The sequence below is a fragment of the Halomonas sp. G11 genome (assembly GCF_001663515.1).
In the GTDB taxonomy this organism is placed as follows: domain Bacteria; phylum Pseudomonadota; class Gammaproteobacteria; order Pseudomonadales; family Halomonadaceae; genus Vreelandella.
On the sequence record NZ_LYXG01000001.1, the window covers coordinates 153957 to 179171 of the forward strand.

Here is a 25215-nt window from a genome sequence, read left to right on the forward strand (position 1 = left end):
AATGCAAGTTTGACGGTGGACTCAGCCAGTTAGTGTCTGCACCAGATAACCGGTGGGTACCGCTAGCAACAGGCTCAGCGCCACGCGGATGAACCACACGATCAGCATCTTTCCCACCGTCAGTGGGATGCTGGTTGAGAGAATACAGGGGATGGAGGCCGAGAAGAATAGGACGGCGGAGACCGACACCACTCCCGCGGCGAAGCGTGCGGCGAACTCGGCCTCAGCCATCAATAGCGCCGGTAGGAACATCTCGGCAAGCCCGGCAGCAGAGGCCTGAGCCAGCATTGCGGCGTCCTCCAACCCCCACACGGCCACGAATGGGTAGAACACCCAGCCCAGCCATTCGAACAGCGGCGTGTACTTGGCAGCCAACAACCCTAGCAGGCCCACCGACATAATCGACGGCAGGATGCTGATTGCCATCACCAACCCTTCCTTTAAATTAAGCGCCACGCTGCGATGTAGGCTGGGTGCTTTGGCTGCCACCTCCAGCCCGACCTGCCAGGCGGTAACCAGCCGCTTACCGGGTTCTGCCTCCGGTTCGCCGTCCTCGACACTGTCATCCATGCGCGAAAGTGGCGGGAAGCGGACGGTGACTGCGGTGACGATGAAGGTGATCAGGAGTGTCAGCCAGAAGTAGAGATTCCAAACCGCCATCAAATCGAGGGTCTTGGCGACGATGATCATGAAGGTGGCCGAGACTGTGGAAAAGCCGGTGGCGATGATAGCCGCTTCTCGTGCGGAGTACTGCCCCGCCTGATAGACCCGGTTGGTGATCAGCAGTCCGATGGAGTAACTGCCGACGAAAGAGGCTACCGCATCGATGGCACTGCGCCCCGGTGTGCGCCAGATGGGGCGCATCACCGGTTGGATCAGCACGCCGATCAGCTCCAGTAGCCCGAAGCTGATCAGCAGGGCCAAGAAGATGGCGCCGATGGGCACGATCAGACCTACTGGAATCACCAGCTTGTCGAACAGAAAAGGCAGTATATCGGGCTCGTGTAGAAAGGCGGGTCCCCAGCCTGTCAGTGCCATTAGTGCCGCGATGACCCCGAGCAGTTTTAGCACCGTGAATAGGCGTTCTGTGAGGTTGCGGTTCCAGTAACCACGGACCAGCGGGTAGGCAGCACCCGCCACGATCAGCGCCAGCGCATAGAGTCCACTGGCATCACCCAATAGACTGCGGGCGCCGGTCACCATGTGATCAAGCAGAATTGTGCTGTGTCCATTGATCTCGATCGGGACGAAGAAGATCAAGATACCCAGGGCGCTGGGCAGGAATAGCTTGAGGATGGTGATGCGGCTGGCCCGCTGTTGGGGATTGTCGCTTGGGGGTTGCATGGCACACCTCTTGATGGTGATGGCGGAAGGAAACATTCTGCTTGTTAATGTATATACATAATTTACGCCCCAGATCTTACCCGAGCCACTCTTTAATTAGACATTGGTCTAATTAAAGAGTGGCTTCTATCGTCTTGCAGGTCGATAATTTGTAAACAAACTTTTGAAAAATATATATAATTTTTTAATCCCCAGTTATTTTTCTATCCAGCAGATAAACCTTTGAACGATATTCAGGGGGTGACTCGGCGCGTCTTCGGAGCTAGTCTAATTGTATATACATAACATGCCTTATCCGAGGAGGTTCCATGTCTAACACCGAAAAGCGTCGTTTGTGGCGCGACGTCAGTGTCTTCGACGGTCTCCACACCCTGCCGGAGCCCATGGCCGTGATTACTCAGGGTGGTCGCATCGTCTCTCTGGTTGCCATGTATGACTTCGTTGAGCATCAGGCTGAAGGCTGTGACGAGATGGGGTGTGGTGGTGTCATGACCCCTGGCCTGGTGGACTGTCACACCCATCTGGTGTTCGGCGGCTCCCGTGCAGACGAGTTCGAGGCGCGCCTGGAAGGAGTTGGCTACGAAGAGATCGCCCGCCGCGGAGGCGGCATTCTAAGCACCGTGTCGGCCACTCGCGATGCTAGCGAGCAGGCGTTGTTCGAACTGGCTAAGCCGCGCCTTGAAGCATTAATTGCCGATGGTGTCACCACCGTGGAGATCAAGTCCGGTTATGGACTGACAGTCAACGACGAACTGAAGATGCTGCGAGTGGCGCGCCGCCTCGGTGAGGCACTGCCGGTGCGTGTGGTGACGACACTGCTTGGCGCGCATGCGGTGCCGCCAGAATTCGAGAATGACAGCGACGGTTATATCGACCTGGTGTGCCAGGAAATGATCCCGGCTGCAGCAAAGGAAGGCTTGGCCGATGCCGTTGATGTGTTCTGCGAGAAGATCGCCTTCTCGGTGGCCCAATGCGAGCGGGTGTTCGAGGCGGCCGAGGCCCATGGTCTGCCGATCAAGGCTCATGCCGAGCAACTCTCCAATCTGGGCGGCACCGCCATGGCGGCCCGCCACGGGGCGCTCTCCGCCGACCATATCGAGTATCTTGATGCGGCTGGGATTGCTGCCATGCGGCAGGCCGGTAGCGTCGCCGTGATCCTGCCGGGGGCTTTCCATACTTTGCGTGAAACCCAGCAGCCGCCCATCGCAGCACTGCGCGAGGCCGGCGTGCCCATGGCCGTGGCCACCGACGCTAATCCGGGTAGCTCGCCGCTGTTCATGCCGACCCTGATGCTCAACCTGGTCTGTACCCTGTTCCGCCTGACGCCTCAAGAAGCCCTGGCCGGTATGACCGCCCATGGCGCTTCCGCTCTTGGTCTCAAGGGCGAGGGGCGGATCAAGGAGGGTGCCCGCGCCGACCTGTGTGTCTGGGATATCGATACCCCGGCTGCGCTGGCTTATGCCGTCCAGCCAGGACGCCTGCGTCAGCGGCTGTTCCAGGGAGAACTGACTCATGCCATCTGATACTCCGCTCGAAAACGCTATCGACATGATGCCCTGGAAAGGACGCACCGATCCCGAGCCTCATAGCGAGCGCTGGCACCAAAAAATTCAGCCACTGAATGGGAGTGGCGCCCCGGGCTGTGCGTTGCTGGGCTTTGCTTGCGATGCGGGAGTGGCGCGCAACCAGGGCCGTGTGGGTGCTGCCGAGGGACCCGCCGCATTGCGCCAGGCACTAGCTCCGCTAGCTTGGCACCGTTGCGGTCCAGCCTATGATGCCGGTGACGTGCGCTGTAAAGGCGACGCCATGGAAGATGTTCAGCAAGTCCTGGCTGATCGTCTGACACCGCTGCTCGACGCTGGCCACCGACCCATCGTGCTGGGCGGTGGCCACGAGATCGCTTATGCCAGCTGGACGGGGCTCGCCCAACACCTGGCAGGTCGCGGCGAGACCGCGCCGCGAGTCGGCATCATCAACTTCGATGCCCACTTCGATCTACGCGACCCGGCTCACGTACGCTCCTCCGGCACACCGTTCTCGCAGATCGCCGACGACAGTCAACAGCGAGGTTGGCCGTTTCGCTACGCATGCTTGGGCGTGAGTCGGGCCGCTAATACCCGGGCGCTGTTCAACCGAGCGACCGAACTCGGCGTGCTGGTCCGCGAAGACCGGGACTTCGACACGCGTTACCTCGATGCCATCCAACGTGACTTGGAACGGTTCATCGCCCATTGCGACCACCTCTACCTGACCATTGATCTGGACGTGCTGCCTGCCGCCGAAGCGCCTGGGGTGAGTGCCCCGGCTGCTCGCGGCGTCTCGCTTGCCCTGATCGAGCCGCTGATCGAGCGCATTCGAGACAGCGGCAAGCTGCGCCTGGCCGACCTGGCGGAGCTCAACCCCCGCCATGACATCGATGGCCGCACCTCCAGGTTGGCGGCTCGCCTAGTGCACCTGCTGACCCTGAATGACTAAGCGCTTAGGCTCAACGTTCCTGATCACGAACATCACCCTCAGAGGAAGACACCATGACGATGCACGACAATCGCCACGACCCCTCCCGCAAGATCGCCGCCCCCACCGGTACTGAGCGCAGCTGCAAGAGTTGGCTCACCGAGGCACCGCTGCGCATGTTGATGAATAACCTGCACCCTGACGTGGCCGAGCGGCCCGAGGATCTAGTGGTATATGGCGGTATCGGCCGCGCCGCCCGTGACTGGGAATGCTATGACAAAATCGTTGATACGCTCCAACGCCTGGAAGACACACAGACCTTGCTAGTGCAGTCCGGCAAGCCAGTCGGTGTATTTGAAACCCATAAAGATGCCCCGCGTGTACTCATTGCTAACTCTAACCTGGTACCCGCCTGGGCCAACTGGGAGCACTTCAACGAGTTGGATCGTAAAGGCTTGATGATGTATGGACAGATGACCGCAGGTTCGTGGATCTACATCGGTTCTCAGGGCATTGTCCAAGGCACCTACGAGACCTTTGTCGAGGCAGGTCGCCAGCACTTCGATGGCGAACTGAAAGGGCGCTGGATACTGACTGCTGGCCTTGGTGGTATGGGCGGTGCGCAACCGCTTGCGGCTACCTTGGCTGGTGCCTGTTCGCTCAACATTGAGTGTCAGCAAACCAGCCTCGATTTTCGACTGCGTACCCGCTATCTGGACGAGCAGGCGGAGGATCTTGACGACGCCCTGGCACGCATCGAGCGCTATACCGCCGAGGGCAAGGCGATTTCCATCGGCCTATGTGCCAACGCTGCCGATGTGCTCCCGGAGCTTGTCAAGCGTGGCGTCAGGCCCGACATGGTCACCGATCAGACCAGCGCTCATGACCCGCTGCATGGTTACCTGCCAGCAGGCTGGACCTGGGAAGAGTACGTCGCGTGCGGAAAACGCGAGCCACAAGCCACCGTCAAGGCTGCCAAGCAATCCATGGCAGTGCATGTCCAGGCGATGCTCGACTTCCAGAAGATGGGCGTGCCGACCTTCGACTACGGCAACAACATCCGCCAAATGGCGATGGAAGAGGGTGTTGAGAATGCCTTTGATTTCCCCGGTTTCGTGCCAGCCTACATTCGCCCGCTGTTTTGCCAGGGCATCGGCCCCTTCCGTTGGGCGGCGTTGTCCGGCGACCCGGAAGACATCTACAAGACCGACCAGAAGGTGAAGGAGCTGATTCCCGACGATCCGCACCTGCACAACTGGCTCGATATGGCGCGCGAGCGCATCAGCTTTCAGGGCCTGCCAGCGCGCATCTGCTGGGTGGGTCTCAAGGATCGTGCTCGTCTCGGCCAGGCATTCAACGAGATGGTCGCCAATGGCGAGCTAAAGGCGCCGGTGGTGATCGGTCGTGACCACCTGGACTCTGGCTCGGTGGCCAGCCCCAACCGCGAGACCGAGTCGATGATGGACGGTTCCGACGCTGTCTCCGACTGGCCGCTTCTCAATGCACTGCTCAACACCGCTGGCGGTGCCACTTGGGTCTCACTGCACCACGGCGGTGGCGTGGGCATGGGCTACTCCCAGCATGCCGGTGTGGTGATCGTCGCGGACGGCACCGATGACGCCCACGCCCGCCTGGGCCGCGTGCTGCGCAACGACCCGGCGACCGGTGTCATGCGCCACGCCGATGCAGGCTACGAGATCGCTAAAGAGAGCGCCCGCGAGCACGGCCTCGATCTGCCGATGCTGGACAAATAACAGGAGATTTACTGATGACCCATCTCGAGATTCAACCCGGCAAGATGACTCTGGCTCAGGTGCGCTGCGTCTTTGAGGGGCATGTGCCGGTCAGGCTCTCGGAAAGCGCCAATGCCGATATCCATAAAAGCGTGGATTGTGTTAACCGGGTGGTCGCTGAGAACCGGACCGTCTACGGCATCAATACGGGCTTTGGGCTGTTGGCCCAGACGCGTATAGCCAACGAGGATCTTGAGGCGCTGCAGAGCTCGCTGGTACTTTCTCATGCCACCGGTGTCGGCGCGCCAATGGACGATGCCTTGGTGCGACTGATCATGGTGCTCAAGGTCAATAGCCTGGCCCGCGGCTATTCTGGTATCCGTCGCGAGGTACTTGATGCCCTCATTGCACTCATCAACGCTGAAGTCTACCCGCATATCCCACTGAAAGGGTCGGTGGGCGCCTCCGGTGACCTGGCGCCGTTGGCGCACATGAGTGTCGTACTACTCGGCGAAGGCAAGGCGCGCTATCGGGGGGAGTGGCTCTCCGCCAAGGAGGCGCTGAAAGTGGCAGGGCTAGCCCCGATGGAGCTGGCACCCAAGGAAGGTCTGGCGCTGCTCAACGGTACCCAGGTTTCCACCGCCTATGCGCTGCGCGGCTTGTTCGATGCCGAGGATTTGTTCGCTGCGGCTACTGTGTGTGGGTCGTTGACGGTTGAGGCCACTCTTGGGTCGCGCTCGCCCTTTGACGCGCGTATTCACGAGGTACGTGGCCAGCGTGGTCAGATCGACGCCGCGGCAGCCTATCGCCACCTGCTCGGCGATGGCAGTGCCATCGGCGATTCTCATGCTGATTGCGACAAAGTTCAAGATCCATACTCTTTGCGCTGCCAGCCTCAGGTGATGGGGGCAGCACTGACCCAGATTCGTCATGTTGCCGAAGTGTTGGCAGCCGAAGTCAACGCTGTCTCAGATAACCCGCTGGTGTTTGCTGAGAGTGGCGACATCCTTTCAGGAGGCAACTTCCACGCTGAACCGGTTGCCATGGTCGCCGATAACCTGGCGCTGGCCATCGCTGAGATCGGCTCGCTGAGCGAGCGTCGCATCTCGTTGATGATGGACAAGCACATGTCCCAACTGCCGCCTTTCCTGGTTGAAAAAGGCGGCGTTAACTCTGGATTCATGATCGCCCAGGTGACGGCGGCAGCCCTCGCCAGCGAGAACAAGGCACTTGCGCACCCTCACAGCGTTGACAGCCTGCCAACTTCAGCCAACCAGGAGGACCATGTCTCCATGGCGCCGGCGGCTGGCAAACGGCTATGGGAAATGGCCGACAACGTGCGAGGCATCCTTGCCATTGAGTGGCTCTCTGCCTGCCAGGGGCTCGACATGCGTCACGGCTTGAAGAGCACTGAGACGCTTGAACAGGCCAGGAAGCTGCTACGCGACCGGGTTAGCCACTACGATCAGGACCGCTTCTTCGCGCCTGATATAGAAGCTGCCAGCGACTTGCTAGCGTCCAGAACGCTGAGTCACTTGCTCTGCCCTGGCACCCTGCCAAGTCAACACTAACTAGCATCTCCCTCCCCGCGGCGACAGGCTTCGGGGATTACCGCATTCAATTCCAACGACAAGAGTAGCTTTTTTATGAATGCTATCGTTTTGGCCATTTTGGTGATGGTCAGTCTCAGTCTTGCCCGAGTTTCCGTCGTCTTTGCTCTCATCGTCGCGACATTGGTAGGTGGCCTCTATGCTGGCATGCCAATCAACGACATTCTCGATGCCTTTAACGACGGCCTTGGAAACGGTGCTACCGTGGCACTGGCTTATGCCGTGTTGGGGGCTTTTGCCGTCGCGCTCTCTCGTTCGGGGATTACCGAAGTCATGGCCAATCGGGCTATTCGCCGCTTTCATATCAACGAAACGGGTAGTAGTCGGCGCATGGTGACTTATACTTTGCTGGCGGCTCTGCTGGCAGCTGCGGTCAGCTCTCAGAACCTTATTCCAGTGCATATTGCGTTCATTCCTGTGCTGGTGCCGCCGTTACTGAAGCTGATGAACCATCTGCAGCTCGACCGCCGACTTGTTGCCTGCGTGATTACGTTCGGCATTACCGCCCCCTACATGCTACTGCCAGTAGGGTTCGGCGCTATCTTCCTCAATGACATTCTGCTCACTAACCTCAACGAAAGCGGTGCCGAATTAGGGCTGGAAGTAACACGCCAGATGGTGCCCATGGCCATGGTGATTCCCATCGGCGGCATGGCATTGGGCCTTGCTGTAGCCGCGCTGTTTAGCTACCGCAAGGGCCGTGACTACGAAGATCGCGACTTGGCGCATGGCGAAGAGTCCCCGGCCGAGGCGGCCCAGCACCTCAAATTCTGGCAGAAGGCGGTATTGGCCATTTCCCTCGTTGGCACGGTAGCAGTGCAGTTGTACACCGGTTCGATGGTGCTCGGCGGCATCTTCGGCTTCGCCTTACTGTCATTAAGTGGCGTGTTTCGCTGGCACGAGCAGGACGGTATCTTCACCGAAGGTATGCGCATGATGGCCTTGGTGGGCTTCATCATGATTACCGCGGCTGGCTTTGCCAGCGTCATGCAGGCAAGCGGTGAAGTTGAAGCATTGGTGAGTAGTTCCACTGACATCATCGGTGACAACAAGGGGCTGGCGGCGTTGGTCATGCTGTTAGTGGGCCTTTTCATCACCATGGGCATCGGTTCGTCATTCTCGACGATCCCCATCATCGCATCTCTTTATGTACCGCTTGCTCTCAACTTCGGTTTCTCGCCTCTGGCGACCGTAGCCCTTGTGGGTACCGCCGCAGCGCTGGGTGACGCCGGTTCTCCAGCATCAGACTCAACGCTAGGTCCAACCGCCGGTCTCAACGCCGACGGTCAGCACGACCATATCTGGGACAGCGTGGTACCGACCTTCATCCACTACAACATCCCTCTCATCGTTTTTGGCTGGGTCGCTGCGATGATGTTGTGACGTGACGGTTATGCCTGCGTTAGTGGCGCTCCTGTCTGTTAGCGTTGCTAGGCCAGCGGCCTGCGCGATGGCGGCCGCTGGCCTTGCGGAATTGATTGGTGGCAGTGTCGCGCAGGTCGAAAACGCCTCTGAACTAGGCCTGGAGCATAACCTGGGGCTGACCTGTGACCCTTTCGGCGGGTTGGCGGTTAATACGATCGATTGTTGATGAGAGGATTAACCGCGACCCAGGGTTTATGGTGTACAACGGCCACATGTTGCGAGCCAGCTACCATTGCCCTTGAGCAGTAAACGTTTAGGCCAGATTAGGCGGTATTAGCGGCGGTAAGTAGCGCTCCAGCAGTTGGGCAGCATGCAGCACTTTTAGATCTTGGTATTTGCCTGCCACCAGGTGCAGCCCTACCGGCAGTCCTTGGTTATCCAGCCCGCAGGGTAGCGATGCGGCGGGCTGCTGGGTGAGGTTGAAGGGGTAGCTGAACGGCGTCCAATCCATCCAGTCGTGATAAGGCCCTCCCGACGGTACGTTATGGCCCGCGTCAAAAGGCGCAATCGGCATCGTGGGGGTGACCAGCAGGTCGTAGTGTTCATGGAACGCCGCCATCTGGGCGGTCAATTCGCTTCGCTCGCGCCGGGCGGCCAGGTAGGCGGAAAGCGATACATCCTGCCCACGCCGTGCGATATCCAGAAATCCGGGGTCAAGTGCCGCTTGCTGTTGCTGATCCAGGCGCTCGATCGCTTGCGTGGCCCCCGCAAACCAGAGGGTATTAAAGGTCTTGAGAGGGTCGCTGAAGCCAGGGTCAACGCGTTCCACCGTGGCGCCCAGGTCTTCAAGGTAGCCAACGGCCTGCTCAACGCGCTGGGCGATATCCGCTGCCACGTCCACGTAACCCAGGTCAGCGCTAAAGGCAACGCGCCAGCCGCGCAGATCAGCCGGGGGCGGTGTTAGCCAGTCGGGGCCCTGCGGGTTGCCTGAGTAGCCATCGCGAGCATCGGGCTTGGCCATCACGCTCAGCATCAGCGCGCTGTCGCCGGCGGTACGGGTCATGGGGCCCAAGTGAGAAAGCGTACTCATGGTGCTGGCGGGCCATTGGGGTACCCAACCAAAGGTCGGCTTGATACCAAAGGTGCCGGTAAAACTGCACGGTATGCGGATGGAGCCACCTGCGTCGCTGCCTTGGTGAAGCAGCCCCAGGTTAAGCGCGGCGGCAGCGCCGGCGCCCCCTGATGATCCTCCCGGCGTTAGCGCCGTGTTCCAGGGGTTACGGGTAATGCCGTGCAGCGGGTTATCGGTGACGCCTTTCCAGCCGAACTCCGGGGAAGTGGTCTTGCCAATCACGATGGCGCCGGCATCGCGTAAGTGTCGGCTGATCGGCGCATCCACTTCCCATGGGCCGTCCGGTGAGGTGGTCGTGGAACCCAGGCGCGTGGGCAGTCCTTTGGTTAACACCAGGTCTTTGATGGTAACGGGGATGCCATCCAGTGGGCCGCAGGGAGTACCGGCCTGCCAGCGCCTGGCGGATGCGGCAGCCTGGCGACGGGCCTCTTCTTCGTTCATGCAGGTAAAGGCATTGACGCGAGGATTATCGCGCTCACTTCTTGCCAGGCAGTCATCCACCAACGCCTCGGGTGAGAGGGACCCTTCGCGAAAACCGGCCAGTGCGGCAACGGCGGTCAGTGTTTCGAACGTCTCCTGCGTGCTCATTGATCACCCTCAACGCCTGCGGCTTCGAGCACAGCGTGTAAAAGCACATTGGCCCCTGCGTGAACGTGCTCAGGTTTGGCGCTTTCGATCTCGTTGTGGCTAATGCCATCCTTGCAGGGAATGAAAATCATCGCGGCGGGGGCGACACGGCCGACAAACATGGCATCGTGTCCCGCGCCGCTGATGATATCCATATGGGAAAGTGCGAGTTTGTCTGCACTTTGGCGCACCGCATCCACGCAGTCTTTATCGAAAAATTCCGGTGCAAAGTTGGCGGTAGGCTCTAACTGGTAGTCGAGCCCGTGACGCTGGCAAATCTCCTCGACAGCAGCGCTAACCGCCTGACCCATTGCCTCAAGCGCTTCTGGCTCCCAGTGGCGCATATCGAGAGTCATTTTGACCTGGCCGGGAATCACGTTACGTGAACCAGGGTGCAGCGCCATACAGCCGACCGTGCCACGCCCGTGGGGCTGATGTTCAAAGGCGATACGGTTGAGCGCCTGGGTGACTTCCGCCGCGCCCATCATGGCATCCCGACGTAAGTGCATGGGCGTGGGGCCCGCGTGGGCTTCGAGCCCGGTCAGCGTGAGGTCGAACCATTTCTGCCCAAGCCCGCCGATCACCACGCCAATCGTGGTGTCGGTATCTTCCAGAATAGGGCCCTGCTCGATGTGGGGCTCGAAATAGGCGCTAATCTCGCTTGGCGAGACGCGATCGCTGCCCCGGTAATCAATGGCATCCAGGGCATCGCTGACCTTGACACCATCGGCGTCGGTGCGCGCCATCATGGCATCAAAATCAAGCTCGCCGGCAAAGACGCCGGAGCCCATCATGCAGGGCGGAAAGCGGCAGCCCTCTTCGTTGGTCCAGGCCACCACTTCGACAGGCGAACGTGTGGTGATGTTGTGCTGATTCAGGGTGCGAATCACTTCAAGGCCCGACAGCACGCCAAAGCAGCCATCGTACTTGCCGCCGGTAGGCTGGCTATCCAGGTGGCTGCCCGCCATAACGGCCTTGGCGCTGGGGTCGCTGCCTTCCCGGCGGGCAAAGATATTGCCGATATTATCGATGCGAATGGTGCAGCCTTCGGCCCGGCACCATTGAATAAACAGGTCGCGGCCTTGGCGTTCAAGGTCGGTGAGTGCCTGACGATTGACACCGCCCTTGGCGGTGGCCCCCAGCGTTGCCATCTCCATTAAAGCTACCCAGAGACGGTCGCTGTCGGTGCGTAACGCATTGATATCGTTGTTTGGATTAACGTAGGTGTTCATCCAGATGTCCTCGCAAAGTTAAACGGCGGTGTTGTCCGTTAAAAAGTCGTGCAGCTTGGAGCGATGATGGCTATCCAGAACGTCGCTTTGGATCAGCATCTGGGCGGCCATCTCTGCTTCCAGGGCGCTCATATGGCTTTCTGCATCCGCCATATGTTCGGCCATGATCTCTCGCACGCGCTGAGTATCGTCGGCGCGGTAAGCCGCCACTAGCTGCCGGTGGTAGTCCTGGTTGGCGTGGTCGAACTGTTTGCGCTCAGGGACATAGGCTTTTTTGATCACTACCAGATCGCGCAGCATGTCGTTTAAGAACTGGCACATAAACGCCAGTAGAGGGTTAGGGCAGGCGCGGGCCAGCAACTGGTGGAATTCGAGTTCCAAAAAGCGCTGGCGGCGGTGATCTTCTTCCCCTCCACAGCAGGTACAGGCCGTCATGTTGGCTTCAAGCTGACGGTAATCGTCTTCGGTCAGCCGACCTACCACCGACGCCGCCAGCTCGACCTCCAGCAGTTTGCGTAACTGGTAGACCTGCCTGCCGTCCAACTGCTGGAAATGCAGAAAGTTGCGCAACATACGGCTGGCCGGCTCCATGCCCGGCTGGTTGATGACCGCGCCCCCTTTGGGGCCGGTTTTCAAGGTGATGAGCCCCTCCACCTCAAGAATCTTCAACGCTTCACGCACCGTGGCTTTGGCGCTGCCGTAAAGCTCCATTAGGGCTTTTTCGTTGGGCAGGCGGTCGCCTTCCCCCAATGACTCGGCGGCAATCCAGCGTTTGATGTCATCGCTGATCAGCTCGGCGAGTTTGGGGCGACGCTTAGCAGTTGGCAGAGGGGCTTGGGCCATCAATTCGCTCCTGTTAGTGAGTAGCGGTGCGGGTTGATTCATGACCGTGCGCAGGCAAACGCTCGGGGTGGTACTCAGCATCGTAGTCGTAGCGCGCTTGATCAAAACGCTCCACCACTGCGGTATCACGGCGCTGTAAGGCATGGCTTAAACCCACAAACAAGGCCGCGTTGAGCAGTAACCCCCAAACGCCCGCGTGGAAGCCGAAGGGTGCGCTAAGCGGGCCAAAGGTCATCAGCAACACGCAGGCCACACCGCTCCACAGGCCGACAAGCGCTGCGGTCGGGTGGGCTTTTCGCCAAGCAATCGCACCAATGGTGGGAATGAGCAACTGAGCGGTGCCCGCCAGCGCGGCAATACCGATCGTCACCAGTACCCCGGGGACGGTCAGCGCCATGATATAAGCGGCAAGAGAAAAGCCCACCAGCGAGAAGCGGCCTATCGTGACGATACGAGCCTGACTCGCTCCACGGTTGATATAGCGCTTGTAGATATCCATCGTCACTACGGTAGAAACCGCATGGATCTGCGAGTTCGCCGTCGACATGGCGGCCGAAGCACCCGCCGCCATGATCAGCGACGCCAGCAGGTAAGGCGCGTATTCCATCAGCATGATGGGCAAGATTTGGTCGGCATTCTCGACATCGGGCTCGAGGATGACGCCGGAATAGCCCGAAAGCACCGAACCCACATAGGCAAACGCAGCCAGACCCAGCAGAAACGGCATCATGTTGAACAGCTTGCCGTGCTTGACCGAATACATGCGCAGCCAGATTTGCGGACCCATGAAGGCACCAATCGCGGTGACTACAAAGAGCGAGAACCACATGGGGTAACCCATATTGCCGTTCGGGCCAGGCATAGTCAGATACTCGGGTGAAGACTGCTGAAGTTGGCTAAAGAGCGCTGCAGGGCCGCCTACCTGTGAGGAAATGTAGTAACCCGCGTACATCATGCCAAAGAAAAGCAGAGCCCCATAAATGACGTCGGTCCAGGCAATCGCGCGAATCCCGCCGATCCAGACATAAATGATAATGATGAAATAAAACAGCAGTGCCGCGAGCCAGAACGGGATTAACCCGCCGGAGGCCACTTCAATCAAATAGGCACCCCCGGTTAGCTGAATCTGCAGGTAGGGCACGGTGAACATCAGCGTAATCGCGGCAACGGAAATGCGCAGCGCTTCACTGTTATAAAAATCGCCAATTAAATCCGAAGGTGTCAGGTAATTGAAACGCTTGCCTAGAAACCAGACCCGCTTGCCAACCCAGTAATACATAAAGCCGAACAGCAGGTTCCAGGCCAGTGCGGTGAGAAACACCGGTCCGTTGGTATAGAACGTGGCGTTGGAGCCCAGAAAAGCAAAGGCGCTCCACCAGGTGGCCGCTACGGTGAAAAACACCGCGATGCTACCCATGGCGCGCCCTTGAACGAAAAAATCCTCGCTGGTGGTTTGCGATTGACGGGCTGATAGCACCCCCACCAACAAGGGGATGATCATAAATGCTGCGATAATCAATAAGCTGCCGGTCATGCGGTATCCCCCTCTGATGGCTGTTTAGCCGAGTGATTGATCTGAGGGGCCGGGCTGCCCCAGTTGGTCAGATACGCCACCAGGAAAAGTGCCGTTAAGGCAAACCACCAGAACAGATTCCAGACCAGCAGAAATGGAATGCCCATGATCATGGGCTCGATACGATTCGCCAGCAAAATGACGGGACTTTCGAGCATTACAAAAATGAATAGCATGCCGCCGTAGATCGACAGCTTGAGCGGGGTTAAGTACTTCATCACGCGTTAGCCCTATGTTTATAGTGAATTTATGCTTAATGAGTGAGCGTTCTTTTCAGCATGCAGCTTTTGCCGATAACGATGCTTTAAAAGCAACACTCTCGACGCTGAAGCTGTTTAGGCGTGTCCCACATTTTTATTGTATTTATTCGTATAAATATAATGATTAGGTGTTTTTTAATATCCCGTCAAGCGACGAAGACGCTTGAGGGAGTGAGGTTGCGTATAGATTTTCTAACGTGAACAAAAGAAAAGCATAATTTTATAAACGTGTTCAGTCGGCCATGCTGAGGTAATGCCTCACAGCGATGGAGCTGGACACATGTTTGGACTAAAAAGCAAAACACCCCCGCAAGCCTCGGAGGACGCGACAAAAGAGCGCTCCTCCACTACCGAGCTTAACCAGCATTACTGGATGCCGTTCAGCTCGAATCGGGATTTCCGCGCCAATCCGCGGGTGATTACCGGGGCGGAAGGGCGCTATTACATCGACGACCAGGGCCGCAAGCTGTTTGATTCGCTTTCCGGCCTGTGGACCTGCGGCGCGGGCCATAACCGCGAAGAAATCCAGAAAGCCGTGGCGGCGCAGCTCGGTAGCCTCGACTTTGCGCCCGGCTTCCAGATTGGCCATCCGTTGGCGTTCAAACTGGCGGAAAAGGTGGCCAGCCTGACGCCCGCCGGGCTTGACCATGTGTTTTTCACCAACTCGGGGTCAGAGGCGGCAGATACCTCGGTCAAGATGGCCAAGGCCTATTGGCGCCTGAAGGGCAAGCCCGAGAAGACCCGCATGATCGGCCGCGCCAAGGGTTATCATGGCGTCAACATTGGCGGCACCAGCCTGGGCGGTATTGGGCCTAATCGTAAACATTACGGCCCGCTGATGGACGTGACGCACCTGCCGCATACGTTGCTGGCTGGCCAGGCGTATACCAAGGGCCAAGCCGATACCGGTGCCGAGCTCGCCGATGCGCTGCTCGATCAGATCGCGCTCCACGACGCCTCGACGATTGCCGCGGTGATTGTCGAGCCGATGTCCGGCTCGGCGGGGGTGATCGTGCCGCCAAAGGGCTATCTGGATCGGCTGCGCGAGATCTGTACCGCCCACGATATTTTGCTGATTTTTGACGAGGTGATTACTGCCTTCGGGCGTAGCGGCGCGACCACCGGTGCCGAGGCCTTTGGCGTTACGCCGGATATCATGAACGTCGCCAAGCAGATCACCAATGGCGCCATTCCCATGGGGGCGGTGATCGCCTCCAGCGAGATTTTCGATACCTTCATGCACGCGGGCGGTCCGCAGCACGCTGTCGAGTTTCCCCATGGCTATACCTACAGCGCCCACCCGGTGGCCTGTGCCGCGGGGCTTGCTGCGCTCGAAATGATGGAGCGTGACAACTTCCCTGCTCAGGTCAATGCGATTGCGCCTACCTTTGAGCAGAAGCTTCATGCCCTCAAAGGTCGTCAGCACATTGTGGATATCCGCAACTACGGCCTGGCCGGGGCGCTTCAACTGGCCCCCCGCGACGGCGACCCGACAATTCGCCCCAGAGATGCCCACATGGCGCTTTGGGAGGCAGGATTCTACGTGCGTTACGGCGGTGACACGCTGCAGTTCGGCCCTCCGTTTGGCACCACCGAGGCCGAGCTGGAGCGCCTGTTCGACGCGGTGGCGACCACCCTGGATTCGCTTGCATAAATGATGACGGAGAGTAGAACATGAGCGTTATTCCCCACCTGATCAATGGTGATTTGATCGAAAGCCAGCGCACGCTGGATGTCACCAATCCATCCACAGGCAAGGTGATTCGCCAAGTGGCAGATGCGAGCGCTGCCGACGTCGAGCAAGCGATTGCCGCCGCCCAGGCGGCGTTTCCCGCCTGGCGAGATACGCCACCCAACAAGCGCGCCCAGGTGATGTACCGCTTCAAGCAGCTGCTCGAAGATAACGCCGACCGCTTGGTGCAGCTGGTCAGCGAAGAGCACGGTAAAACCCCCGAAGACGCCATGGGCGAACTCAAGCGCGGTATCGAGAACGTCGAATACGCCTGCGGTGTGCCGGAGCTGTTGAAAGGCGAGTACTCCCACAACGTAGGGCCGGGCATTGATGCCTGGTCTAACTTCCAGCCCCTAGGCGTGGTGGCGGGCATTACCCCGTTTAACTTCCCCGCCATGGTGCCGCTGTGGATGTACCCCATGGCGATTGCCTGCGGTAATACCTTCATCCTCAAACCCTCTGAGAAAGACCCTTCGGCATCTCATGCCGTGGCAGAGTTGCTGTTAGAGGCGGGGTTGCCAAAAGGCGTGATAAATGTGGTGCACGGTGGTCGCGAAGCGGTGGAAACGCTGCTCGATGCCAAGGCCGTTAAAGCGATTTCGTTTGTTGGCTCGACCCCGGTGGCCGAGGCGATCTATACCCGTGGCTCCGCCGCTGGCAAGCGTGTGCAGGCCCTGGGAGGCGCAAAGAACCATGCCGTGGTGTTACCGGATGCCGACCTGGAAAACGCTGCCAATACGCTCATGGGCGCCGCCTACGGCAGTTGCGGCGAGCGCTGCATGGCGATCTCGGTCGCCGTATGTGTAGGTGACGAAACCGCCAATCGGCTGGTGGAAACCATGCTGCCCAAAATCGCCCATCTCAAAGTGGGCCCGGGCACGGAGACAGGCCTGGATATGGGGCCACTGGTGACGGCAGAGCACCGCGATAAAGTGCTGAGCTTCATCGAAGACGGCGTCAATGCCGGGGCAACGCTGGTCGCCGATGGCCGTAAGCTTGCAGTGCCGGGCCATGAAGAAGGCTACTTTGTCGGTGGTTGCCTGTTCGATAACGTCACCGCCGAGATGCGTATCTATCAGGAAGAGATCTTCGGCCCGGTGCTTTGCGTGGTGCGGGTCGGCAGCCTGGACGACGCCATGCAACTGATCAACGACCACGAATACGGCAACGGTACCTGCCTGTTCACCCGCGATGGCGAAGCTGCACGCCGCTTTACCGACGGCATTGAAGTCGGCATGGTCGGTGTCAATGTGCCGCTTCCGGTACCGGTGGCTTACCACAGCTTTGGCGGCTGGAAGCGTTCGCTGTTTGGTGACCTTCACGCCTACGGGCCCGACTCGGTACGCTTCTACACCCGCCGCAAGGCGGTTTCCCAACGCTGGCCTTCCGTGAGTGAAGCCACACAGGCTGAGTTCTCTTTTCCTGCCAATCAAAGTTGACGCGCCACAGTAACTAAGACATCTTCTCAGCACCGTCGCACTGCGATGGTGCTTTTTTTGGTGCGTCTTACTAGGCGTAAGACATGAAAGGATGAGTGCAGCGTGGCAAGAACCCAGGACGAAATTCGGCAGACCAACGTGAAAAAGATTCTCCAGGCGGCGGAACAGCTGTTTGCTGAAAAGGGCTATGCCGGGGCATCGATGGGCGAAATTGCCCAGATGGCCGATATTCCAAAGTCCAACGTGCATTATTACTTTACGACCAAAAAAGCGCTCTACCAGGATGTATTACTGGAGCTTTTAGAGGTCTGGAAGCAGGACGCGCTCTGCTTTGAGCTCTACGATGACCCCCGCGTGGTGCTTTCCACCTACATTCGCGCCAAGATGAACCACTCCCGCAATCGTGCCCACGGCTCAAAAGTATGGGCGGCCGAGGTGATGCAGGGCGCCCCGATCCTTAAAGAACGACTGCGCGACAACCTTTACGAATGGGCCAAGCTCAAAGAGTCGAAAATCCGCGAGTGGGTTGAAACAGGCCAGATCAACCCCGTCGAGCCGTCCTACCTGCTTTACATGATCTGGGCCTCCACTCAGCACTACGCCGACTTTGACTACCAGATCTGCCTGCTCAACGATGGCCAACCGCTTGACGACCTGCAGTTCGAAAAAGCCGTGCAGTCGGTGACCTCGGTGATTTTAAGAGGCATCGGGCTGACGGCGTGAGCGAAAAAGTGACTTGAAGGCATTTAAGTGTACATCTATGCTATGTATATATAGTCTAGGTGTGCACTTATGCATCATGTTGTCGCTTGCCAACGGTTGGATGCGTGGGATCGCCAGGGGCGCAATATCTTCACGCTGCGAGATCTCGCCAAGTTGTTTCATGAAGATAGCCCGAAAACGCTACAAGAGGGCGTGAACCGTCTCCGTCGTTATGGTGTACTTGAAAGGGTTGCGCGGGGTATTTATCACTATGCAATGTCTCGAACCCCAGACGCTTATCGGCTAGAGGGTATCGCCCGGGCCATGCGGCGCGGCGAATACAGCTATGTTTCTTTAGAGTCTGCCTTGTCTGAATACGGCGCCATCTCACAGATTCCGGTTGATCGACTGACCGTTATGACCACCGGTCGAAAGGGCACCTATCGCACGCCTTATGGCACCATTGAGTTCACCCATACGCGGCGTCCCGTCACCGAGCTGATGGGGCGCATGAAAGATATTGGTCGGCCCCTCAAGATAGCGACGCCCGAGGCCGCTTGGGCTGATCTGAAACGTGTAGGGCGAAATACCCACCTAGTGGATATCGAGGTGCTAAATGAGCCGGATTGAGCCGGGTGATTATGAAAAGCTGGTGGCGGAAGCCATGGAGGATCCAGCCCGTAAAGCCATGCGCCCGGTGATTGAAAAGGAACTGCTCCACTTCGATATTCTCTATGCCCTTGATAGAGAAGGCTTGCTCGACGCATTGACATTTCAAGGCGGGACTTGCTTGCGACTTTGTCGGGGGTCACCCAGGTTTAGTGAAGATCTGGATTTTGCAGGAGGCCAAGACTTCAAGCGCGAAAACTTTACGCAGATCAAAGAGTGTCTTGAAGATTATATGAGCAGCCGCTATCGCCTTGAGGTCACGGTGAAAGCACCTAAAGAACTCAGAGACGATCCTCGATACGCCGATGTAAGAGTCGATAAGTGGCAGGTTGCCGTCGTAACCGCACCCATGCCGCCAGATGTTCCAAAGCAGCGAATCAAGCTGGAGATCGCAAATATTCCTGCTTATACCCGTGAGGCTCATGCCATCCAGATTAACTATCCTTTTCTGCCTGATGGGTACAGCGATCTTTTGGTGGTAACTGAAAGTAACGATGAAATCGTGGCAGACAAGCTCGTCTCGTTGGTGAATACGAAAAAGTATGTACGCCATCGGGACATCTGGGATCTGCAGTGGTTGAAGCAGCAGGGTGCAAAACTCAACCTTGATTTACTCCATCGCAAACTGGCGGATTATAGCGTTGAGGATTACTCAACCAAGGCTCGCTACATGATTGAACGGTTGCCAGCCATCATTTCAGGCACTGCCTTCTACTCAGAAATGACGCGATTTCTACCCACTGACACGCTGGCGCGAACGCTGGATAACCCGCGATTCGCCGACTTTCTGTCGCGAGAACTGACAACAATGCTTGATTCGGTTGTCGCAACGCTAGACGGGCCTGACCCAAATACACCGCCTCCTGAATTTAAGCTTTGAAGTCCCCTGCTCAACGACCTGCCGTTCGAAAAGCCGTGCAATCGGTCACTACGGTGATTTTGCGCGGGATTGGGCTGACAGCTTAAGCTACCTAAGTACTCTACCTGATCTGCAAAAGGGATTAATAATGGACAATATCGAACAGCCTGTTATCGGCGTTGGCGCTATTCTTGTCCGGCCTGACGGAGCAGTACTGCTTGGCTACCGCGATAAGCCCGGCGAGTCGCCAAGCTGGTGTTTGCCGGGTGGACATGTTGATGCGGGAGAGTCATTTGAAGCGGCGGCTGTCCGCGAAATTGCCGAAGAAACGGGGATTTCCGATCTGCGGCGCCCAAAGTTGCTGGCGATAACCCAGAACTTGAATAGCGCCGTCTCTGTCGTGACAGGAGCAGTGCTCGCCAAGGTGAAGCAGGAAGCTGAAGCATTCGTGCTTGAGCCGGAAGTATTTACTGAATGGTGTTGGTTCAGTTCCGGTGCGCTTCCCATGCCGTTATTCCCGGCCAGCCAAGCGGTACTTGCCCACTGGCAGGGCCATGAGCCGCCCGTCGGCTGGCTGACGTATCCCATTGCTTCAGTAGCGTAAATCTCGCTATATAGAGAGCAATCTTTACATCGGCACCGACGTCTCAAACTTATGCCGCTTACGCGACAGTAACGTGCGGAACTTGCGCAGGTTGTCATTGCTATAGAGTACTCTGTCGCAGAAGCGAGCTGACGATGTAAGCCTGGCATATACACTTCTAGTCCGCTCGAACTAACCCAGCGGCCCGCCGGTCACCGTGGTCTTCAAGCCGTCAATAATGGCTTGACCATCCTCGCTCTTGAGCTCGTCGTACCAGGCTCGTGTGTGAGTGGCGTCGTGCCCATGGATCATCGCAGCGCGCTTGCGGGCGCGCTGGACGATTTCCCCCACCCGGTCGACGCGAGCCCGGTCGTACTGGGCCAGGGCGCTGGCAATGGCTGCCGTCGCGTCTTCGTTTTCTTCGAGGGCACGTTCGAGCGCCTGGGAGAGCACCCAGGCGTCTTCCATCGCCTGGCAGCCGCCCTGGCCTAGGTCGGGCGCCATGCCGTGGGCGGCATCACCCAGCAGAGCGACGCGGGGAGCAGTGAGCGAATCCAGCGGCGGAATATCGTAGATTTCCACGCGAGCCATGCGCGCCGGGTCAAAGCGTTCAATCAGCGCCTGTACGGGCTCGGCCCAGCCCGCGAAGTGTTCGCGCAATTCATCGCGGTAGTGGTCGGGGTCGTTGGTGGTACCTGCCGGGAGCGGCACATCAAAGAAGCAATAGAACTCCTGAACGCCTTCCTCGTTGCCACCGCTACCCATGGGCATAAAGGAAACCCGCTTGGCGTCACCCACGTACTGGTCCCAGTGACTCAGCGGTGCCAAGGCTTCATCAGCAGGCACGCGGACGTTCCAGTTCACGTAGCCGACGTATTGGCGCTCCACGGGGTGGCCTACCAACTTGCTGCGCAGCTTTGAATGCGTACCTTCTGCCACGACCAGCAAGTCGGCATTCAGGCTTTCGCCGTCATCAAAATGTGCCGACACGCCGTGCTGGGTGACTATGTAGTCAATGCATCGGCGGCCAAACTGGATGTGCTCGGTCCCGACGGCGTTAAGCAGTGTCTGTTGGAGGGCGGCGCGGGCAACCGGACAGGCGCGCTGGCCCACATCGCCAAACAGCGGTGCCAGGCTGAAATCGGTCAACGTCTGGCCTGTGTGGGTGAGATAACGCATCTGCGTCATCTCGCCGCTCAAGCCCTCGATGGTCTCACCCAGGCCCAGCTGGTGCATGACCTTGACGCCATTCGGCCATAGCGAAATCGCCGCGCCGACAGGGCGAATGGTCGCCACGCGCTCGACAACCGTGACGCGGTGCCCTTGCTGCTGGAAAGCCAGAGCGGTGCTCAGCCCGCCAATGCCCGCGCCGATAACGAGAATATTGAGAGGTGTGGTAAGAGAGCGGGGCATAGCAAACTCCTGGAGCAGTGAAAGAGCACAATGAGTGTTAACTGGGCAAGCCGGTCAAGAGTCCCATCGCGAAGGTTAACTGTATACAAAATTGAGGTTTAATGTATAGGTAAAGGTCGTTTGGGCCAGGCATCCACGGTGTGCTGGATAACCGGAATGAGAAGCAAAAAAATCCCTGTGGCCCCCCTTGAAAACTGTCTGAATGCTCCTATTTTGCAATTTAAGAGACGCTGCGATGGGATTTAGCGGCCTCTCTTCTCATGGTCTGCTTAACGTAGGAGGTGTTCGATATGTTCGATGATCTCAAGCGTTTTGATGTTGGCTCACCTCGTCAGTTGGACTGGTTCCGCCAGTTGTTGGACGACTTTTTGCCCGATGGCAATGCGATGGATATACGCGCAGTGCCCAATGGCAGCTTCCCGATGATCAATGTGGCCCGTAGCGATGAAGCCGTGCACGTTTATGTGTTCGCGGCGGGGCTGAACGCTACGGATCTCACCATTGATGTTCAGGACAATGTGCTAACCCTTCGCGGCCAGCGTGAATCTGTCATTGGCAATAACGATGGCGAGCGCTCGCGTCCGGTATTCCGTCGCGAACGCGTCAGCGGTGATTTTGTGCGCGCCATTGCGCTGCCGGATGGCGTGGATGCCGAGCGGGCAGAGGCGCGCCATGCCCACGGGGTGTTCGAGATCGTGCTGCCCAAGCGCGAGGAGCTCAAGCCGCGTCGTATCGATGTTCAGGCGGCGTAAATCATGGTTGTTAACCTTGAATAAGGAGGGATAAATCATGAATAACGTTGTTCGTTCATCTAATAACCAAACCTCGCTTCAACAGCGGGATGAAGACAAGAACCCGCAGGAAACGCTGCTCCCAGCAGTGGATATTATCGAGGAGGATAATGCCATCAAGCTGGTTGCCGACATGCCAGGCGTTACCAACGACTCACTGCGTGTCGAGCTCGACAATAACGTGCTGAGCTTGGAGGGCGAGATAAACCTGAACATGCCCGAAGGGCTGAGCGCGCTGCATGCTGAGGTGCGTGGTCGGCGTTTCGCACGCCGTTTCAACCTCAGTCACGAAATAGACGGTGACGCGATCACGGCACGTATCGTCAATGGCGTGCTGACGGTAACGCTGCCCAAGAAAGATAGTCATCGCACCCGCCGTATCGAGGTACAGGCAGCGTAAAACGAAGCCGATGCTTAGCCGCCCCGGCACTATAGAGTGCGCGGGGCGGTACTTTCCCTCGTCGCAATTTAAGCTCTATGCTCTACATAAGGAGTGTTCGATACTTCCCTTATCGATAGAGAGGATTGCGTCATGACGGATATAACCGCGTTGCTCGGCAGCGATGCCGAGAGTTTGCTTAATCACACCTGCCAGGGCGTTCCACGCGACAGCTTGCACTTACCCGGCCCCGATTTTATTGACCGTGTCATGGCGGATAGTGACCGTCGACCGGCGGTGCTGCGCAATATGCAGAGCCTGTTTAATCATGGCCGCTTGGCGGGCACCGGCTACCTAAGCCTGCTGCCGGTAGATCAAGGCATCGAGCACTCGGCAGGTGCCTCCTTTGCTCCGAACCCGCGCTACTTCGACCCGGCCAATATCGTTGAGCTGGCGCTTGAAGGGGGCTGCAATGGCGTCGCATCGACGCTTGGGGTGCTCTCTTCCGTGGCACGGCGCTATGCCCACAAGATCCCGATGATGTTGAAGCTCAACCACAACGAAACGCTTAGCTACCCGGCGATGTATGACCAGACGCTGTTTGCTGACGTTGAGCAGGCCCACGACATGGGCTGTGTGGCGGTCGGGGCAACGATTTACTTTGGCTCCCATGAAAGCCGTCGGCAAATAATGGAGATCAGCGAGGCTTTCGAGCGTGCCCACCAACTGGGAATGGTCACCGTGTTGTGGGCCTATCTGCGTAACCCGGCCTTCAAGCAGGAGGGTGCCGATTATCACGTTGCCGCCGACCTCACCAGCCAGGCCAACCACATGGCCGCAACGCTCAAGGCGGATATCGTCAAACAGAAGCTGCCCGAGAACAACGGCGGCTACAAGGCGGTCGGTTTCGGACATACTCATGAGAAAGTCTACGGCGAATTGACCACTGACCATCCCATCGACCTGGCCCGCTATCAGGTCGCCAACTGCTTTATGGGGCGCGCCGGTTTGATCAATTCCGGCGGTGGCTCCAAAGGGCACTCCGATCTCGGCGAAGCGGTACGCACGGCGGTGATCAACAAGCGTGCCGGTGGTATGGGCTTGATCTCGGGGCGTAAAGCGTTCCAAAAACCGATGCCGGAAGGCGTTGAGCTGCTGCATGCAATTCAGGATGTCTATCTCTCCAAGGACGTGACCGTCGCCTGATCTCCTGGTCCTCACGACTCACATGGGGGCAACAGAAGGGGCGCTTAGCCAATGGTTTGGTGTATGTCGAAAGCGCCCCTGCCCACTACTGATGCGTTACCGCCCACTTCCACAAAGCCTGTTTTGATCCCGCCATTGGCGGCGGTATGGATAACGCTGGGCCGCCCCATCTCAACCCCCTGATGAATCTTGCACTGCAAGGCATCTGGCTGAAGGGATGCCAAATAGCCGGTCAATGCGGCTGCGGCACTGCCGGTAGCGGGGTCTTCGCAAAGGCTGGCGTGCATACAGAACATGCGGCTTTTAATCACCGTTTCTGCTTCGTTTGTCTGCTCCATCACATACAGATAAACCTGCTCGGCACTGCTGGGAGCCACGACTCTCATCCAGGTGGTCGTAGCGATTTGTACGCACTCTAAGGCGGCAAGATCCGCTAGTTCAATCAGGTGATAAGGCAGCCCGCAGGAGGCTATCACTGGGTGACCAATCACCTGTTGCGCCTCAAGCCCTAGTAGCTCTGCGGCGGTAGCGTGATCAAGCGTGCTGTCCGCGATGCTTGCAGGATGGGCAGTGGTAAACGTCGCCCTTCCTTGGTCATAGCGTACCGCCAGTTCGCCAATAGGTGGCTGGAGCACCAGGGTTTGTTCGCGATCCACAAGATTTAAAGCGGCCAACAGATGAGCAGTGCCTACCGTAGGATGGCCTGCAAAGGCTAGTTCTTGAGTGGGGGTGAATATCCGCATGGGGAAATGGTTCGGCCTAGTGGCAGCGCTCAAAAACACCGTTTCAGCCAAGTTCAATTCATTGGCGAGTGCTTGCATGGTGCTGGTCTCAAGCTCTCCAGCCTCTAAAAAGACGGCCAGTGGATTGCCGGTAAACGGCTGGTCGGTAAATACATCCAGCAGGTAATACTCAACGGTTTTCATAAGGCCCCCTGTTAACAGACGCATGTTTCCAAAACGGTTTGCGGCCCTCTCTTTGGGCCTGCTCGCGGCTAATGCCGACATCCTCCAGCAGCCGGTCATCGAGCGTTAACAGATGGCGACGACTGCGGCGGCATTGTTGATAGTAGCGAAGTTGATAACCTAGCTGGTAGCGGAGTCGGGTAAGGCTGAAGCGCGGCATGGCGAATCCTCCGTGGTGTGTGCCAGACCAGATTACTCAGCGCTGATGTTTTGATACAGATATAGAACTTATTGTTTTTAAGATACAGATGGGCGTGTTATACCTCTGTATGGCGGTTTTTGGATACGTCTGTATCGTTGCCGG

At 58.1% G+C, this 25215-nt stretch carries 23 protein-coding genes and 1 pseudogene; 15 read left to right on the forward strand and 9 right to left on the reverse strand.

Features of this window, described 5'->3' with window-relative positions:
* Window positions 1-21: 21 nt before the first annotated feature.
* Entirely contained in the window at window positions 22-1344 is a 1323-nt protein-coding gene (locus ADS46_RS00640; protein WP_066314874.1) for a YjiH family protein, read from the reverse strand.
* A gap of 308 nt (window positions 1345-1652) precedes the next feature.
* On the opposite strand from ADS46_RS00640, the gene hutI reads away from it, so the two are divergent.
* From hutI to ADS46_RS18335, 6 genes and pseudogenes are all read left to right on the forward strand, one after another.
* Window positions 1653-2867 carry an imidazolonepropionase gene (hutI, locus tag ADS46_RS00645; RefSeq protein ID WP_066314876.1) on the forward strand — a complete coding sequence of 405 codons (1215 nt, stop codon included), beginning with the start codon at window positions 1653-1655 and terminating at the stop codon, window positions 2865-2867.
* Entirely contained in the window at window positions 2857-3819 is a 963-nt protein-coding gene (gene hutG / locus ADS46_RS00650) for a formimidoylglutamase (RefSeq protein ID WP_066314878.1), read from the forward strand. Before hutI ends, hutG begins: the two co-directional genes overlap by 11 nt.
* Before the next feature lie 53 nt (window positions 3820-3872).
* On the forward strand, window positions 3873-5552 hold the full coding sequence (hutU, locus tag ADS46_RS00655; RefSeq protein WP_066314881.1) for a urocanate hydratase: 1680 nt from the start codon (window positions 3873-3875) through the stop codon (window positions 5550-5552).
* Between the two features lie 14 nt (window positions 5553-5566).
* Window positions 5567-7102, forward strand: coding sequence for a histidine ammonia-lyase (gene hutH, locus ADS46_RS00660; RefSeq protein WP_066314884.1), 1536 nt, complete (start codon window positions 5567-5569; stop codon window positions 7100-7102).
* A 75-nt stretch (window positions 7103-7177) separates the two neighbouring features.
* Window positions 7178-8524, forward strand: coding sequence for a Na+/H+ antiporter family protein (locus ADS46_RS00665; protein WP_066314886.1), 1347 nt, complete (start codon window positions 7178-7180; stop codon window positions 8522-8524).
* 22 nt (window positions 8525-8546) lie between these two features.
* Window positions 8547-8708: pseudogene (locus tag ADS46_RS18335) on the forward strand (L-serine ammonia-lyase, iron-sulfur-dependent, subunit alpha); the annotation flags it as partial.
* Window positions 8709-8819: 111 nt separating this feature from the next.
* On the opposite strand, the gene ADS46_RS00670 reads toward ADS46_RS18335, so the two are convergent.
* From ADS46_RS00670 to ADS46_RS00690, 5 genes are read right to left on the reverse strand one after another with little or no spacing between them, the layout of a single operon-like run.
* Window positions 8820-10226: an amidase gene (locus ADS46_RS00670; RefSeq protein WP_066314888.1), complete on the reverse strand. Its 1407-nt coding sequence runs from the start codon at window positions 10224-10226 to the stop codon at window positions 8820-8822.
* Window positions 10223-11497, reverse strand: coding sequence for a Zn-dependent hydrolase (locus ADS46_RS00675; RefSeq protein WP_066314891.1), 1275 nt, complete (start codon window positions 11495-11497; stop codon window positions 10223-10225). The genes ADS46_RS00670 and ADS46_RS00675 overlap by 4 nt, the downstream gene beginning before the upstream one ends.
* Window positions 11498-11515: 18 nt before the next feature.
* Entirely contained in the window at window positions 11516-12340 is an 825-nt protein-coding gene (locus ADS46_RS00680) for a FadR/GntR family transcriptional regulator (RefSeq protein WP_066314893.1), read from the reverse strand.
* 13 nt (window positions 12341-12353) lie between these two features.
* Window positions 12354-13874 (reverse strand): sodium:solute symporter family protein, encoded by a 1521-nt coding sequence (locus ADS46_RS00685; protein WP_066314896.1) that lies wholly within the window; start codon window positions 13872-13874, stop codon window positions 12354-12356.
* On the reverse strand, window positions 13871-14131 hold the full coding sequence (locus ADS46_RS00690) for a hypothetical protein (protein WP_066314898.1): 261 nt from the start codon (window positions 14129-14131) through the stop codon (window positions 13871-13873). The genes ADS46_RS00685 and ADS46_RS00690 overlap by 4 nt, the downstream gene beginning before the upstream one ends.
* A gap of 322 nt (window positions 14132-14453) precedes the next feature.
* Between ADS46_RS00690 and ADS46_RS00695 the strand changes: the two genes are divergently transcribed.
* The 6 genes from ADS46_RS00695 to ADS46_RS00720 all read left to right on the forward strand — a co-directional run bounded on the left by ADS46_RS00695 (window position 14454) and on the right by ADS46_RS00720 (window position 20178).
* Entirely contained in the window at window positions 14454-15827 is a 1374-nt protein-coding gene (locus tag ADS46_RS00695; RefSeq protein WP_082925918.1) for an aspartate aminotransferase family protein, read from the forward strand.
* A gap of 20 nt (window positions 15828-15847) precedes the next feature.
* Window positions 15848-17344 (forward strand): CoA-acylating methylmalonate-semialdehyde dehydrogenase, encoded by a 1497-nt coding sequence (locus ADS46_RS00700; RefSeq protein WP_066314899.1) that lies wholly within the window; start codon window positions 15848-15850, stop codon window positions 17342-17344.
* Window positions 17345-17446: 102 nt separating this feature from the next.
* Window positions 17447-18067: a TetR/AcrR family transcriptional regulator gene (locus ADS46_RS00705; protein ID WP_066314901.1), complete on the forward strand. Its 621-nt coding sequence runs from the start codon at window positions 17447-17449 to the stop codon at window positions 18065-18067.
* Window positions 18068-18136: 69 nt separating this feature from the next.
* Window positions 18137-18676, forward strand: a complete 540-nt coding sequence (gene abiEi / locus ADS46_RS00710; protein ID WP_066314904.1) for a type IV toxin-antitoxin system AbiEi family antitoxin — start codon at window positions 18137-18139, stop codon at window positions 18674-18676.
* Complete coding sequence (locus ADS46_RS00715; protein WP_066314907.1) at window positions 18663-19595, forward strand: nucleotidyl transferase AbiEii/AbiGii toxin family protein; 933 nt, start codon at window positions 18663-18665, stop codon at window positions 19593-19595. The genes abiEi and ADS46_RS00715 overlap by 14 nt, the downstream gene beginning before the upstream one ends.
* A 127-nt stretch (window positions 19596-19722) precedes the next feature.
* Complete coding sequence (locus tag ADS46_RS00720; RefSeq protein WP_066314909.1) at window positions 19723-20178, forward strand: nucleotide triphosphate diphosphatase NUDT15; 456 nt, start codon at window positions 19723-19725, stop codon at window positions 20176-20178.
* A gap of 171 nt (window positions 20179-20349) precedes the next feature.
* On the opposite strand, the gene hpxO is transcribed toward ADS46_RS00720, so the two are convergent.
* Window positions 20350-21570 carry an FAD-dependent urate hydroxylase HpxO gene (gene hpxO / locus ADS46_RS00725; RefSeq protein ID WP_066314911.1) on the reverse strand — a complete coding sequence of 407 codons (1221 nt, stop codon included), beginning with the start codon at window positions 21568-21570 and terminating at the stop codon, window positions 20350-20352.
* A gap of 290 nt (window positions 21571-21860) precedes the next feature.
* Here hpxO and ADS46_RS00730 point away from each other — a divergent pair, with 290 nt between their 5' ends.
* The 3 genes from ADS46_RS00730 (at window position 21861) to ADS46_RS00740 (ending at window position 23946) form a co-directional block, all read left to right on the forward strand.
* Window positions 21861-22322, forward strand: a complete 462-nt coding sequence (locus ADS46_RS00730) for an Hsp20/alpha crystallin family protein (RefSeq protein WP_066314913.1) — start codon at window positions 21861-21863, stop codon at window positions 22320-22322.
* Window positions 22323-22359: 37 nt separating this feature from the next.
* Window positions 22360-22761: an Hsp20/alpha crystallin family protein gene (locus tag ADS46_RS00735; protein ID WP_066314916.1), complete on the forward strand. Its 402-nt coding sequence runs from the start codon at window positions 22360-22362 to the stop codon at window positions 22759-22761.
* 132 nt (window positions 22762-22893) lie between these two features.
* A complete protein-coding gene (locus tag ADS46_RS00740; RefSeq protein WP_066314921.1) occupies window positions 22894-23946 on the forward strand; it encodes a class I fructose-bisphosphate aldolase in 1053 nt (350 codons plus the stop codon).
* A 44-nt stretch (window positions 23947-23990) separates the two neighbouring features.
* Here the strand turns inward: ADS46_RS00740 and ADS46_RS00745 are convergent, their stop codons facing one another.
* Both ADS46_RS00745 and ADS46_RS00750 read right to left on the reverse strand, forming a co-directional pair.
* Window positions 23991-24872, reverse strand: coding sequence for a PhzF family phenazine biosynthesis protein (locus ADS46_RS00745; protein ID WP_066314923.1), 882 nt, complete (start codon window positions 24870-24872; stop codon window positions 23991-23993).
* Window positions 24859-25071: a DUF1127 domain-containing protein gene (locus tag ADS46_RS00750; RefSeq protein WP_066314926.1), complete on the reverse strand. Its 213-nt coding sequence runs from the start codon at window positions 25069-25071 to the stop codon at window positions 24859-24861. Before ADS46_RS00750 ends, ADS46_RS00745 begins: the two co-directional genes overlap by 14 nt.
* Window positions 25072-25215: the final 144 nt, after the last annotated feature.

What these genes read in the sequence shown, in the direction of transcription:
- ADS46_RS00640 (WP_066314874.1), bottom strand. Translation starts at nt 1,344, where the DNA reads ATGCAACCCCCAAGCGACAATCCCCAACAGCGGGCCAGCCGCATCACC.
- hutI (WP_066314876.1), top strand. Translation starts at nt 1,653, where the DNA reads ATGTCTAACACCGAAAAGCGTCGTTTGTGGCGCGACGTCAGTGTCTTC.
- hutG (WP_066314878.1), top strand. Translation starts at nt 2,857, where the DNA reads ATGCCATCTGATACTCCGCTCGAAAACGCTATCGACATGATGCCCTGG.
- hutU (WP_066314881.1), top strand. Translation starts at nt 3,873, where the DNA reads ATGACGATGCACGACAATCGCCACGACCCCTCCCGCAAGATCGCCGCC.
- hutH (WP_066314884.1), top strand. Translation starts at nt 5,567, where the DNA reads ATGACCCATCTCGAGATTCAACCCGGCAAGATGACTCTGGCTCAGGTG.
- ADS46_RS00665 (WP_066314886.1), top strand. Translation starts at nt 7,178, where the DNA reads ATGAATGCTATCGTTTTGGCCATTTTGGTGATGGTCAGTCTCAGTCTT.
- ADS46_RS00670 (WP_066314888.1), bottom strand. Translation starts at nt 10,226, where the DNA reads ATGAGCACGCAGGAGACGTTCGAAACACTGACCGCCGTTGCCGCACTG.
- ADS46_RS00675 (WP_066314891.1), bottom strand. Translation starts at nt 11,497, where the DNA reads ATGAACACCTACGTTAATCCAAACAACGATATCAATGCGTTACGCACC.
- ADS46_RS00680 (WP_066314893.1), bottom strand. Translation starts at nt 12,340, where the DNA reads ATGGCCCAAGCCCCTCTGCCAACTGCTAAGCGTCGCCCCAAACTCGCC.
- ADS46_RS00685 (WP_066314896.1), bottom strand. Translation starts at nt 13,874, where the DNA reads ATGACCGGCAGCTTATTGATTATCGCAGCATTTATGATCATCCCCTTG.
- ADS46_RS00690 (WP_066314898.1), bottom strand. Translation starts at nt 14,131, where the DNA reads ATGAAGTACTTAACCCCGCTCAAGCTGTCGATCTACGGCGGCATGCTA.
- ADS46_RS00695 (WP_082925918.1), top strand. Translation starts at nt 14,454, where the DNA reads ATGTTTGGACTAAAAAGCAAAACACCCCCGCAAGCCTCGGAGGACGCG.
- ADS46_RS00700 (WP_066314899.1), top strand. Translation starts at nt 15,848, where the DNA reads ATGAGCGTTATTCCCCACCTGATCAATGGTGATTTGATCGAAAGCCAG.
- abiEi (WP_066314904.1), top strand. Translation starts at nt 18,137, where the DNA reads ATGCATCATGTTGTCGCTTGCCAACGGTTGGATGCGTGGGATCGCCAG.
- ADS46_RS00715 (WP_066314907.1), top strand. Translation starts at nt 18,663, where the DNA reads ATGAGCCGGATTGAGCCGGGTGATTATGAAAAGCTGGTGGCGGAAGCC.
- ADS46_RS00720 (WP_066314909.1), top strand. Translation starts at nt 19,723, where the DNA reads ATGGACAATATCGAACAGCCTGTTATCGGCGTTGGCGCTATTCTTGTC.
- hpxO (WP_066314911.1), bottom strand. Translation starts at nt 21,570, where the DNA reads ATGCCCCGCTCTCTTACCACACCTCTCAATATTCTCGTTATCGGCGCG.
- ADS46_RS00730 (WP_066314913.1), top strand. Translation starts at nt 21,861, where the DNA reads ATGTTCGATGATCTCAAGCGTTTTGATGTTGGCTCACCTCGTCAGTTG.
- ADS46_RS00735 (WP_066314916.1), top strand. Translation starts at nt 22,360, where the DNA reads ATGAATAACGTTGTTCGTTCATCTAATAACCAAACCTCGCTTCAACAG.
- ADS46_RS00740 (WP_066314921.1), top strand. Translation starts at nt 22,894, where the DNA reads ATGACGGATATAACCGCGTTGCTCGGCAGCGATGCCGAGAGTTTGCTT.
- ADS46_RS00745 (WP_066314923.1), bottom strand. Translation starts at nt 24,872, where the DNA reads ATGAAAACCGTTGAGTATTACCTGCTGGATGTATTTACCGACCAGCCG.
- ADS46_RS00750 (WP_066314926.1), bottom strand. Translation starts at nt 25,071, where the DNA reads ATGCCGCGCTTCAGCCTTACCCGACTCCGCTACCAGCTAGGTTATCAA.